We start from the raw sequence: 13,983 nt of genomic DNA, 5'->3' as shown, positions 1-13,983 counted from the left end.
TACCTCACAAGGGTTTTGATGTAAGTTCCGTCCAGCCGCCGCCCAGTGCCTTGTACAGATTGACTTCGGCGGTCAGTTGCGACAGTCGGTCGGTGATCAGGTTTTGTTGAGCGCTGAACAAAGAGCGCTGTGCGTCGAGAAACGTCAGGCTGTTGTCGACGCCAATGCGATAGCGGCGCTCGGCCAGGCGGTAATACTCCTGGTTGGCCTGTACCAGATCGCTCTGCGCCTTCAGCTGGCGTTTGTAGGTCTGGCGTGCAGCCAAGCCATCGGAAACCTCCTGAAAGGCGGTCTGGATCGATTTTTCGTACTTTGAGACACTGATATCTTTCTGGATCTTCGAATAATCCAGGCTCGCCCGCAGGTTGCCTGCGTTGAAAATCGGGATGTCGATCTGCGGTGAAAACACCCAGCCTCCCGAGCCGCCTTTAAACAGGCCGGACAGTTCGGTGCTCGATGTGCCGGCGTTGGCAGTCAGGCTGATGCTCGGGAAGAACGCCGCACGCGCGGCACCGATGCTGGCGTTGGCCGACTGCAACTGGTATTCGGCTTCAAGAATGTCCGGGCGTCGCTGCAGCAGATCAGAAGGCAAACCAGCCGGTACTTCGGCGAGCCATTCGGAGGCCAGCGGGCGGTTTGGCGCGCTGTCCGCGACCGTCGTACCCACCAACAAAGTCAGGTTGTTGAGATCCTGTGCGACCTGGCGCTGGAACGACGCCAGGCTTGCCCGTGCGCTTTCCACCGAGGTACGCGCCTGGGCCAGGTCCAACGATGAAGAGGCGCCGACTTGCTGGCTGCGAGCGGTCAGGTTCAAGCTTTTTTCGTAGGACGCCAGCGTGTCCTGATTCAAGGTCAACAGTTCCTGGTCTGCGCGCCAGGTCAGGTAGGCGGTGGCGACACTCGCCACCAGACTTAACTGAGTGCTGCGCCAGGCCTCTTCGCTGGACAAATAAGTAAGCGAGGCCTGATCGGTCAGGCTGCGTATGCGTCCAAATAAATCCAGTTCGTAGGCGCTGATACCCAGCGTTGCCGAGTAGCTGCCACTGGTGACCGGGCTGCCGGTCTGCGTGATGCTGGCGGGCTGGCGCTGCCGGGTCCCGCTACCAGCTGCGCTGATCGCGGGAAACAGATCGGCGCGCTGGATGCGATATTGCGCTTGGTAGGCCTCGACGTTGAGGGCTGCCACACGCAAGTCACGATTATTGAGTAAAGCGCTCTCGATGAGCTGTTGCAGCGTCGGGTCGCGGAACAGGTCGCGCCACCCCATGTCCGCCGCCATGGGGCCAGAGAGTGCTGGAGCGTAGTCGGGTGCTTGTGGGTAGTGTGCGGCAACCGGTGCTGCCGGGCGCTGATAGTCCGGAATCAATGAGCAACCGCTCAAGGACAGCGCGGCAACCAGCCAAGGGCTAATGGATTTGCTCATCATGTTCCTATCATCCACTTGACCAGCCCATGTCGACCGCTGATACCCAGCTTGGCGGCGGAGCGCTTGAGGTAGGTTTCGATGGAGCTGTTCTTGACGCAGAGTTTTTTTGCGACCTCAGGGACTGTGGCGCCAGCCAGAAATTCCAGACAGGCTTGCTTTTCCCGCGCTGACAGCACGACATCGCTGGCACTCAAGCGATCATTGAACTCGCGCTGTAGTTGCGTGTGCTCCATGGCAGCCAGGCTGTTCGTTAGTGTTCCTCCGCTTTTCACGCGGTATTGGCGGTGGACACTGGCGTGTCGTACCGACAGGGGCAACAAGGTTTCCGAGAGGTATTTCAAAAATGACAGTTCTTGCAACGAGTAATCTTTGTCTGCTTGCGGGCGGTGCAGTGAGATCACACAACAACGATTGGCCTTGCGCGAGACCATGCTGCACTGGTGGGAGGTGCCGGAAAAGCTATCGTCCTTGTTGTTTTTCATCCGTGCATTCAAGTGGATCAACAGATCATCGTTCGCTTCCAGCACGCGCTTGACCAGCGGATGATCGCTGCGGTGCCTGGCACGGGGCGGACACGCCGTTTGCATCTGCGGATTCAACTCAGTGCCCGCATAGCCTAGCAATTGCACATCGGTCACCGCCGATTGACTGTCGTCAACGGTCCATTCGCTCAGCTCGACCCGGCTGACGGCCAGCGATGTGTTGATGAACTGATGCATGTTACTCAGAAACATGTCATCCCCGACGCTGGATACCAGCTTCCCGAGTTCCAGATAAATGTGCGGCTTCACTTCCTCTTTGGCATTCGCTTGTCGGTTCATATGTCCATTCCTGCAGATCAGAAGTTGCGTGCAATTCTGTCGACCAGACTGTGATTCCGTCCTCCGGATGCTCAAACCTTTCGCGCTTCAACATCACTTGAATCCGGCATCACGCATGAATGTCTTCAAAAAAACGATTCAGCTAGAGGCTCCAATTAAGCTGGGTTGCGCAGGAAAAGTCTGTCACGGGATACCGGGACAACCCTGCGCAACCCCGCGGTCTACTCAGCTGGCGCTGTTATCGAACGTGAAACCTCTTCTCGGCTGATCTTGTGGGCCGGCTCCTTGTTCAGCGCCCGGGAGATCGCCTGGCCGAGTGTGCTGACATGAGGCGCCCGGACAAGGGTCTCGTGGGTCCCAGGAAGCGCTGTCACGCTCACCGGGGTCTCAAGCAACTCACTCCACCCCAGCAGCGGATCGTTGCGCTCCTCCCCGCTAGCGGTAAACAGCGTCACCGAGAGCGGAGCGGGTGGGCTGACATAGGCACCGACTGCGATATTGGTCGCATAGGCCACCGCTAGATGGCTGCGTAACAAGTTGGCATCGACGTCCTGTGGCAGTTCCTCCGGAAGCAGGCTATGTGCCATGCAGAGTGTCAGCATTTCATCGATGGCATCCGTGCTGGCCAGCTCGGTGAGTTGCTGGAATACCTCGGGGTCGAACTGCTCGGGTAGCCAGCTCATCAGGAATTGACCTTCGCTCTGTGCCTCCTGCGCTTGCTGATCAAGACGCGCGGAGGTGTCGATGATGCCGAGGAACTCCAGCTGTTCACCGCTGGATTGCAGCTGACAGGCCATTTCATAAGCGATCAGACCACCGGCAGACCAGCCACCGATCCGGTAAGGCCCTTTCGGTTGCACCTGGCGAATCGCCGCCAGGTAACGCGCAGCCATAGCCGGTACTTCAAACAGCGGCGTTTCTCCAGCCGCCAGACCACTGGCGGCCAAGCCGTAGAGCGGCACCTGCGGGTCGATTGCAGCGGCCAGATCACGCACGTATTGCACTTCGCCGCCCAGCGGGTGGACCAGGAACAGCGGCCTTTGCGAGCCTGTGCGCCGGACCGGGACCAGATTGCTGTGCTGACCGGGACGTGCCTGGCCGTCCAGTGTTCTGGCAAAACCGGCAATGGTCGGTTCGATGAACAGATCGCGGACCGCGATCGGTTTGCCGAGCACCTTGCGCAGGCGCGAGGCCATCTGCACCGCCATCAGCGAAATGCCACCCAGCTTGAAGAAGTCGTCATGGCGACTGACCTTGTCCAGCTTGAGCAACTCCTTCCAGAGGTTGGCGAGGGCGATCTCGGTGTCGCCTTCGGGCGCTTCGTAAGGGAGTGCCTCAGGCTGTTCCTCCTCGACCGTCGCAGCGACAGCCACGGTATGAGCCGAATGTGGCAACGCTGGCGTGTTGTCCAGCACCTGACCGATCGACTGCTGTGCGTCGGTCACCATATTCTCCAGGACCTTGGTAAACAGCTGCGTGATGGTCTGTACGGTCGTGATGTCGAACAAGTCGCTGGCGTATTGCAGGCCACCGATCAGGCCTTCGCCGGTATCTGCCAGCGACAACGAAAGGTCGAACTGAGTGGTGATATGGGTGCTGTCCAGCGACTCGACTTGCAGGTCGGGTAGTTGCAGCAGCGAAGGTGGTGTGTTGTCCAGACTCAGCATTACCTGGAACAACGGGCTGTGGCTCATGCTGCGAGTCGGCTGCAAGGCACTGACGACTTGCTCGAACGGCAAGTCCTGATGACTGTAGGCAGCCAGCGTCAGGTTCTTGATCCGACCGAACATGTCGCTCAGGCGCGTCTCTCGGCCGGTTGCCACACGCAATGCCAGAGTATTGGCAAAGAAGCCGATCAGCGGCTCCAGCTCCGGACGCTGACGATTGGCGACAGGTGTACCGACCACCACATCATTCTGTCCACTCAGGTGACTCATGAGCACCGACCAGCCCGCCAGCAGGACCATGAACAGCGTGCTGCCCTGAGCCTGGCTGAAGGCGCGCAAGTCAGTACTCAGTTCTGGCGAGAGCATAAACTCGACGATCCCACCGGTGTAACTCTGGATGGCCGGACGCGGACGGTCCAGTGGCAGGCTCAACAAGCCCGGTGCGCCTTCCAGGTGCTTGCGCCAGAAGTCGATCTGGGCTTGCAGCGCAGGTCCGTCGAGGGATTGCCGCTGCCAGGCGGCGTAATCCACGTATTGAAGTGGCAGCGCTGGCAGTGGGTCCTTTTGGCCTTGACTGAAGGCGCTGTAAAGCACACTCACTTCCTGGGCCAGAACACTGTTGGACCAGCCGTCAGAGACGATGTGATGCAGCGTAATCAGCAGCACATGCTCGGTATCCGTCACTTGCAGCAGATGCCCGCGCAGCATAGGCCCTTGAGTCAGATCGAACAGTTGCGTGGCATTTTCCTGACCCAGACGGGTCAGGGTCGCCGTGCGTTCATCACTGGAAAGGCCGCGCAGATCCTGGTGCAACAGTGGAAAGCGGGTATCGGCCGGGGCGATCTTCTGCACCGGTTCACCGTCAACCAACTCAAAGCGCGTGCGCAGGGTTTCGTGGCGTGCAACCAGACGATCAAGCGTCGCCTGCAAGGCAGCCGTGTCCAGTGTCCCTGTCAGGCGCAAGGCCATCGGCAGGTGATAGGCCGCACCGGCAGCATGATCCAGGTGATCGAGGAACCACAGGCGTTGCTGAGAGAAGGACAATGGCAGGCGGCCCGAGCGGTTGGCCTTGGGAATAGATTGCGCTTCACTTGGCGCCGTGGCGTTGACCAATGAGGCCAGGCCACGCACGGTCGGTGCGTCGAACAGTTCACGCAAGGTGATGCGTGTACCGAGCTTGCGTCGCAGTCGAGACAGCAATTGCACTGCGAGCAACGAATGGCCGCCCAGTTCAAGGAAGCCATCGTTGCGGCCGACCTGATCCAGATTCAGCAGGGCTTTCCATATCTCGGCGATGGCCTCTTCGGTTTCGCCTTGCGGCGCCTCGTAAGCCTTGCTGGCCAACGCATCCTGACCGGGGGCCGGCAGCGCACGGCGGTCGAGTTTGCCGTTGGCGGTCAGCGGCAGGGCGTCCAGATGGACGAAAGCGCTGGGCACCATGTACTCAGGCAGATGCTTGAGCAGCTCGCTACGCAAGTGCTCGGCCGCCACCGATTCACCACAGACATAGGCCACCAGGCGCTGGCTTTCCGAATCACCCTGGCTGTCGTTGCGGGCAATCACCACCACCTCGCGGATTCCTGGTACGGCCAGCAGAACGTTTTCGATTTCACCCAGCTCAATACGGAAACCGCGAACCTTCACCTGGAAGTCGTTGCGGCCCATGTATTCCAGCGTGCCGTCAGCCAGCCAGCGACCCAGGTCGCCGGTTTTGTAAAGGCGGGCGTTAGCGATACCGGAGAACCGGTCAACGATGAAACGTTCGGCACTCAGCTCGTCACGGTTGAGGTAGCCACGGGCCACACCGCTACCACCGATATGAATTTCCCCGGCAACGCCCAGTGGAGCCGGCTCGCCACGCGCATCCAGAACATGCACCTGGACGTTGGCAATAGGCCGGCCGATGCTGGGTTTTTCACCCAGGTCGCGGATCAGATCAATGGTCGCGTCCACCGTACATTCGGTCGGGCCATACATGTTGTAGAAGCGGATGGTCTGGCAGTTGCGCAGCTTTTCCCAGGTGCTGGCGTTGATCGCCTCGCCACCCAACAGCACGCTGATCGGCTGGTAACTGCTGCGTTCCAGCAAACCAGCCGAGAGCAAGGTGTCGAGCTGCGACGGTGTTGAGTCGAAGGCATGAACTTGATGGGCTTCGAGGAAGTCCAGCAGTTCGCTGCCGTTGGCACGAATAAGTTGCGGGATGATCACCAGCTTGTGGCCGGAGAACAGTTGCGAGATGCCTTTGATCGACATGTCGAAGAAGAACCCGGCGTTGAGCGCCACGTTGGCCGGTGTCGGGCAATGCTGGTGGGTCGTACGGGTCAGCACGTTCCAGAAGTTGAACACCGAACGGTGCTCGACCATGACACCTTTCGACTGGCCGGTGGAGCCTGACGTGTAGATCACGTAGGCCAGGTTTTCCGCCGTCAGGCCGTCTACCAATGGATTGGCGTCGAACGCCTGATCATCCGCCGCCCGCAGCGACTCAGCACTGTCCAGCAGCATCAGCGGTGTGTCGCCGACCGGCAGACTGAGCGCGCTCTGGGTCAGCAGCGCACGCGGCAGGCTGTCCTGCAGCATGAAGGCCATGCGGTCAGTCGGGTGGGCAGGGTCAATCGGCACGTAGGCAGCACCGGATTTGAGCACGCCCAGCAGGCCGACAATCATGTCCAGACTGCGTTCGGCGCAGATGGCCACGCGCTCGTCCGGCTGCACACCGAGTTGCAGCAGCTGTCGGGCCACGTGGTTGGCGCGGCGGTTGAGCTGGCGATAGCTCAATTGGCGGTCTTCGTAGACCAGCGCTACAGCCTCGGGATTGCAGCGGACCTGGTGTTCGAACAAAGCATGGATCGGCACTGCCGGAGCGAATTCGCTGGCGGTGTCGTTGAAGTCGTTGAGCACCAGTTGCCGCTCGTCCTCCGGGACCACTTCCAGGCTGCTTGCCAGACGTTGCGGATCTTGCTCAAGAGCGTTGACCAGCTCGGCAACAGCCTGACCGAGGTAGGCGGCAATCCGCTGCGGGTCGATGCCATTGATAGACTGCGCTGTCAGCGAGAACCCATTGGCCTCATTGGCTACGGCAATCTCGATCGGGTAGTTGGTACGGGTTTCGGAGCCCAGGAAATGAATACCTTCCTGCTCCTCACTCATGTCCTCGATGTTTTCCCCGGCAGTGTTCACCAGATCACCGTGACGGCAGTTGAGGATCACTGTGAACATCGGCAGCGATGCATCCACTGCGCTGCAGCGCTGCGCCAGGGCCAGAGGCGCCTGCTCGTGAGTCAGCAGGCCGCTGAGCTGTTGGTAGGCGTCCTGAACGATATCGCGCACGCTGTTTTGTTGCAGGCGAATACGCATCGGCAAGGTATTGATGAACATCCCCAGCGCATGGTTGGCGCCAGAGGTGCCTTGGGAGCGTCCGGAAAGCACGGTGCCGAAAATCCCGTCGTCGCGGCCGCTGGTGGCGGCCACCACCAAACCCCATGCCGCATGGAACAGCACCGAGGTTGGCACACCCTGGGCCCTTGCGGTGCTGTGGACCCGCGCGCTGAGGTCGTCGCTCAGATCCTGCACCGAACGCAGGATTGCTGCATCGCCGCCACGCACATCGAGCACGCCGTAGGGCGCAGTAGTGGTGTCGACATCCCCCAGCAGTTGACGGAAGTAGGCTTCATGTTCGGCCTGGGAAACGCATGCGGCCTGGGCAATGAAGTTGCGGTAAGGCTGGGATGGCGGCAGGGCGTCGGCGCGTCCGTCCATCACAGCATGGATCTCACCCATGATCAGGCGCAGGGTGACGTTGTCGCTGATAAGGTGATGGTCCAGCAACGCCATCAGCCACTTTTCCTGCCGGGTATCGTAAGTGATGTACACGGCTATCAGCGGTGCCTGTTGCAGGTCCAGGCGCATATGGTAGGTATTGGTGCGTTCACGCAGCATCTGCAAGGCGTCTTCACCGGGCGCGCTGTCGAGCTGAATGACTGGCAACGATGCCTGGCGATGGACCACCTGTACCGGTTGCGGCAGACCTTGCCAGCGCAGGGAGCTGCGCATGATGTCGTGGCGGTTGATCACCACTTGCAGCGCGCCGAGAAATTTGTCGAGCAATGCACGGCTGTCGAACGTCGCTAGGGTGCGCATCAGGTAGGCGTCGCCTTCTGACTGCAGCAGGTGGTGAAACAGGATGCCTTCCTGCAACGACGACAGTGGGTAGATATCCTGAATATTGGCGACGCCGCCTGGCACATCGGCAACGATATGCTCCAGTTCCTGCTGGGTCAGTTTCACCAACGGCAGCATGTCCGGGGTCAACGCGGTGCAATCGACGGGAATCAGGTTCGCCGGGGCGACCCGTTCCGCCGCAGTGCCGCCCGCCAGGACCGCGGCCATGGCTTGCAGGGTTGGCGCCGAGAACACCGTGCTCACATCCAGTACCAAGCCGATCTGACGCAAGCGTTCTATCAGGTTAATGACGAGGAAGGAGTGACCGCCAAGTTCGAAGAAGTGATCCTGGCGACCGACACGTTCAACCCCGAGCAATTCCTGCCAGGCAGCGGCCAGGGTCGTTTCGATAGTGCCTAGCGGTGCTTCGTAGTCACGACTGACCGTGGCGAACTGGTCCGGCGCGGGCAGGGCGGCACGATCCAGCTTGCCGTTGGTGGTCAATGGCCAGCTTTCAAGGATCACAAAGGCGCTTGGCAGCATGTGTTCGGCCAGCACGCTGGCCAGTTGGCTGCGCAGGAGCGCTGACTCGGGAGCGGTGCCGTCCTCGGCAATCAGGTAGGCGACCAGGCGTTTGTCGCCGGGGCGATCCTCACGCACGATGACCATCGCTTCACGTACATCGGGGCAGGCGAGCAATTGGGCCTCGATCTCGCCCAACTCGATACGAAAGCCGCGAATCTTGATTTGCGAGTCATTGCGGCCGACGTAGACCACGCCGCCGTCGCTGCGGTAGTGCGCAACGTCGCCGGTGCGATAGAGCCGAGCGCCGCTTTGCAACCCATAGGGGTCGGCAATGAAACGTTCGGCATTCAACTCCGTGCGGTTCAAGTAATGCCGGGCAACCCCGGCGCCACCGATGTAAATCTCGCCATTGACACCCACCGGCACTGGCTGCTGATAGTCGTCGAGGATACGCAGGCACAGGTCATCAAGTGCCGGCCCGATCAGACTTGGCATGGCTGTGTCGATTTCCGACTGGCTGATCGGGTAGTAGGTGGCATGCACGGTGATTTCCGTGATCCCGTACATGTTCACCAGACGGGTACGCGACAGCGGTGTGCGTGCGGTCCAGGGCTGCAGGCTGCGGAAATCCAAGGCCTCACCTCCGAACACCACTTCACGCAGCGCATGCTCGCGCGGGCTGCGTTCGCGGGCCTGGATGAACTGGCGGAAAGCGCTTGGCGTCTGGTTCAGAACGGTGACCTGCTGCTCGCAGACCAGCGCGTAGAAGTCATCCGGCGAACGCGCCACCTCGCTCGGGACGATGACCAGTTTGCCGCCGTAGCACAGCGCGCCCCAGATTTCCCAGACCGAGAAGTCAAAGGCAAAGGAGTGGAACAGCGTCCAGACATCCTCACGCCCGAAGTTGAATTGTCCGGCGGTAGCGTCAAACAGGCGTGCCACGTTGCCGTGCTCCACCAGTACACCTTTGGGCAGGCCTGTAGACCCTGAGGTGTAAATGACGTAAGCCAGGTGCTCGCGGGACAGACCCAGAGCATCAGGCTCAGGGTTGCAGTCCAGCGATTCATCCGCCAAGCCAGCACTGTCGTTATCCATGCCGAGGGTCAGTACCGGCACGCTGTGTGTCGGCAGCACGTCGAGGCAAGCCGGCTGGGCCAGCAACGCCACCGGCGCACTGTCTGTCAGCAGGTAGCCGAGACGCTCGGTGGGGTATGTCGGGTCCAGCGGTACGTAGGCCGCACCGGCCTTGAGCACGGCCAGCACCGCGCAGACCATCTGTGTACCACGCTCGGCAAGGATCGCCACCCGGTCATCAGGACGCACGCCTTGGGCGAGCAGTTCATGGGCCAGACGGTTGGCTCGGCGATTGAGCGCCTGGTAACTCACCTCATGCCCGCCAAAGACCAGCGCGATGTTCTGCGGATGGGCGGCGGCGAACTGTTCGAAGCGCTGATGCACCATCAGACCCGACGCGAATACTGCCTTGGGCTGCAATAGCGCAGGCGAGGCCAGGCGTTGCGCAGGGCTGAGCAGCGGCAGGCCGAGCACAGGTTGCGCGACATCCTCTACCATCGCCTCCAGCAGGGTATGAAAATGCTGGGCAAAGCGCTCGACGGTCGCGTGGTCGAACAGGTCGCTGGCGTACTCGATCATCCCGGTCAGAGTGCCGTTTTCGCTACCCAAAATCAGCATCAGGTCGAACTGCGCGGTTTCATGGGCTTGCACCATCGGATGCAGGCTAAGGCCCGGCAGGCTCAACTCGCCACCGACGCTGGTGTTATCCAGCGAAAGGGCGACCTGGTACAGCGGGTTATGGCTCATGGAGCGTGGCGGTTGCAAGGCCTCGATCACTTGCTCGAACGGAATGTCCTGATGCTCATGGGCCGCCAGAATGGTCTGGCGGACCTGTTGCAGCAGTTGCGCCACGCTCGGGTTTTGCGCGAGATCAACGCGCAGGGCCAGGGTGTTGACGAAGAAGCCGATCAGGTTCTCGGTTTCGGTGCGCCCACGGTTCGCGGTGGGCACGCCGATCACCACATCGCGTTCATTGCCTAGACGCGCCATAAGTACCGACCAGGCGCTGAGCAGACCCATGAACAGGGTGACGTTCTGGGTCTGGCAGAAGCGTTCCAGACGCTGATATTGCGCTGAATCGATCTTGAACGGCACGTTGCCACCGCGATAGCTTTGCACCGCCGGACGTGGTCGGTCGGTGGGCAGCGACAGCAGCGTCGGTGCACCACCCAGGTGCTCACGCCAGAAACCGGCTTGCTCTGCCAGGCGCTCACCCGTAAAGGTGCGGCGTTGCCACGCGGCGTAGTCAGCGTACTGAATTGACAGGGCCGGCAGCGGGTCGGGCTGATGCTGACTGAAGGCCTGGTAGAGGGCGGCAAATTCGTTGACCAGCACACCCACCGACCAACCGTCGGAGATGATGTGGTGCTGAGTGATCAACAGCATGTGCTCGTCATCCGCCAAACGCAGCAGACACCCGCGAATCAGCGGGCCCTGGCGCAGGTCAAACGGTGCAGCGGCCTCGCTGTCAGCGATACGTGAAGCGCTGAGGCTGGCCTGTTCATAAGGCTGCGAGCGCAAGTCCTGCTCCGCCAGGGCGAAACCACTGTCCGCCGCAGCGATGACCTGCATCGGCTGTTCGCCGTGCAACTCGAACGTGGTGCGCAAGCTTTCGTGACGCGCGATCAGACGGTCGAGCGCAGCCTTGAGCGCGCTGTGATCAAGCTCGCCGCGCAGCAGCAGCGACATCGGCATGTGGTAAGCGCTGCTGGCACCAGGGTCGAGCCTGTCGAGGAACCACAGGCGTTGCTGGGAAAAGGACAGTGCCAACGGCGCGTTACGCTCGATGGGTTCGATACGGTCGGTGTCGGCCGCTTGCAGACCGTCGACCACCTTCGCCAGTTCGGCAACGGTCGGGTGACTGAACAGCTGGCGCAGCGCCATGTCGCCGTTCAACTGCTGGCGCACCCTGGAAACCAGTTGCGCAGCCAGCAGCGAGTGGCCGCCAAGCTCAAAGAAGCCGTCATGGCGACCCACTCGTTCGAGGCTCAGCAGCTCCTGGAATATTTCCGCGAGGGCCTGTTCGGTGGCGCCCTCCGGCGCAACATAGATTCGCTCGGACATGGCGTTCAGGTCCGGTGCCGGCAGTGCTTTCTGGTCGACCTTGCCATTGAGCGTCAGCGGCAAGGCATCCAGGCGCACGAACACACTCGGAACCATGTACTCCGCCAGATCGGCACTCAATTGCGCACGCAGATCCTCCGGATCAGGTGCTTCAACGCCCGCATGCACGGTGTAATAGGCGACGAGACGGGTGTCACCCGGGCTGGCTTCGTGCGCCACCACCACGGAGTTACGCACGCCGTCGCACAGGTGCAGGACGCTTTCGATTTCGCCAAGCTCGACGCGGAAGCCGCGGACCTTCACCTGACCATCGTTACGCGCGATGTATTCAAGGTTACCGTCCGGCAACCAGCGCGCCAGGTCGCCGGTGCGATAGAGCCGCGCACTGTCCTGCGGGCTGAACGGGTCGTCGCTGAAACGTTCGGCGGTCAGTTCCGGGCGGTTCAGGTAGCCGAGTGCAACCCCGGTACCACCGATGTAGATCTCGCCGACCACACCCATCGGCACCGGCTCGCGCCTGGCGTCAAGCACATAGACCCGCACGTTGGCGTTGGGCTTGCCGATCGGCAGGCTCAGGGTGTCAGGCAGTACATCGAAGATTTCGTAGCTGGTGGCACAAGTGGTGCCCTCGGTCGGGCCATAACCGTTGAACAGGCGTACCTGAGCAGAGTGTTCACGGACCCGACGGAACGAGGCCGGATCAGCCCGCTCGCCACCACACATGATCATGCGCAAGCGTGCCAGCGCCTCTGGAATCAACCCCGCATACAGGTTGAACAACGCGGTCGAGCTGATCATGGCTGTCACTTTGTGGCGTTTGAGCACGGCAGCAAAGGCCACTGGCTCGAGCAGCACATGGGGCTCGATAATCACCGACTGGCCGCCATTGAGCAACGCACCCCATATTTCCGGAGTACTGGCATCGAATGCCGGGTTGGACGAAAACGCTACACGGTCCTCGGTCGAGAAGTCGTAGTAACCGTTGTCCTGGACCAGCCGCACAATACCGTTGTGGGTCACGATCACGCCCTTGGGCAGACCGGTGGAGCCGGAGGTGTAGATGATGCACGCAGGGGTCTCGCCTGCAACCTCATCTGCAAGCACGACTGGCCCTTGGTTCAGCGCTGACAGGTCCAGGGTGTCCAGATCCAGTCTTGCCGTCATGTCAGGTGCCGTCAGGTCGCTACGGCTCAGCAGCATGATGGCTTCGCTGTCCTCAAGCATGAAGCGCAGGCGTTCTTCAGGAGCCAGGCGATCCAGCGCCAGATACGCCGCGCCGCATTTCAGGGTGGCCAGCATACTGGCCAGCAATTCCACCGAACGATCCAGCAGGATCGCCACCCGGGTTCCAGGCCCCACACCGTGCTGACGCAGGTGCTGAGCCAGAGCATTGGCGCGGCTGTCGAGTTCAGCGTAGGTCAGTGTCTGCTCACCCTGGCGGACTGCAATTGCCTGCGGTGCAGCTTCGACATGGGCCTCGAACAAGCGATGCATCAACTGACCGACAGGGTAGGTGCGCTCTGTGGCATTGATATCCTTCAGCAGGTACTCGCGCTCGGCAGTGTCGAGCAACGGCACCTGTTCCAGCATTTGCTGATCATCGGCCACCATGGCCTCCAACAAGCGCAGGAAGTAGCCTCGATAACGACGCATGGTGCTTTCGTCGAAAAGCGCCGTGGCGTACTCCAGCGTGCCGATCAGTTGCCCGTCCACCTCGCCGATGTCCAGCGCCAAGTCGAACTTTGCCGTATCACCGGCCACTGCGACGCCTTGCAGGGTCAGGTCGCCGAGCACCAGAGCGGTGTCCTCGTTGTTTTGCCATGACAGCATGGCCTGAAAAATCGGGCTGTGGGACAGGCTGCGTTGCGGTTGAACCACTTCAACCACTTGTTCGAACGGCAGGTCCTGATTTGCTTGGGCAGCCAGAGTTCGCTGTTTGACTTGTCGTACCAGCGCTTCGACGCTCGGCGTGCCTGAGAGGTCGACCCGTATAGCGAGGGTGTTGACGAAGAAGCCAATCAGGTTCTCCACCTCGGCGCTCATACGGTTGGCCACCGCCGTACCAATCACCACGTCATTCTGACCGGACAGACGTGCCAACAGCGCGGCCCAGGCGGCCATGACCGTCATGAACAGGCTGCTGCCATGTCGTTGGCTCAACGCCTTGAGACCATGAGTCAATTGTGTATCGAGCATCAGTTCCAGCGTCTGCCCGCTGTAGTCCTGTTGCGCCGGACGTGGCCGA

3 protein-coding genes (1 of these 3 running past the window's edge) are annotated in these 13,983 nt (G+C 61.0%); all 3 read right to left on the bottom strand.

Going from position 1 to position 13,983, the window contains the following annotated elements; genetic code table 11:
- Positions 1–4: 4 nt before the first annotated feature.
- The gene (gene adeC, locus RGM3321_RS24270) at positions 5–1,423 is read right to left on the bottom strand and encodes an AdeC/AdeK/OprM family multidrug efflux complex outer membrane factor (RefSeq protein WP_244395353.1); all 1,419 of its coding nucleotides are present in this window, start codon (positions 1,421–1,423) and stop codon (positions 5–7) included.
- Positions 1,423–2,247 carry a LuxR C-terminal-related transcriptional regulator gene (locus RGM3321_RS24265; protein WP_244395147.1) on the bottom strand — a complete coding sequence of 275 codons (825 nt, stop codon included), beginning with the start codon at positions 2,245–2,247 and terminating at the stop codon, positions 1,423–1,425. Before RGM3321_RS24265 ends, adeC begins: the two co-directional genes overlap by 1 nt.
- A 221-nt stretch (positions 2,248–2,468) precedes the next feature.
- Positions 2,469–13,983, bottom strand: partial view of a syringomycin E biosynthesis non-ribosomal peptide synthetase SyrE gene (gene syrE, locus RGM3321_RS24260; protein ID WP_244395146.1) — the final stretch only. 16,856 nt of this gene lie beyond the right edge of the window; only the last 11,515 of its 28,371 coding nucleotides appear in the window; its start codon lies beyond the right edge, outside the window; it ends in the stop codon at positions 2,469–2,471.

It is taken from the genome of Pseudomonas sp. RGM 3321, assembly GCF_022836805.1.
Lineage (GTDB): Bacteria > Pseudomonadota > Gammaproteobacteria > Pseudomonadales > Pseudomonadaceae > Aquipseudomonas.
The sequence above is the reverse complement of the archived record's forward strand: the minus strand, read 5'-3'. Positions and strand labels throughout refer to the sequence as shown.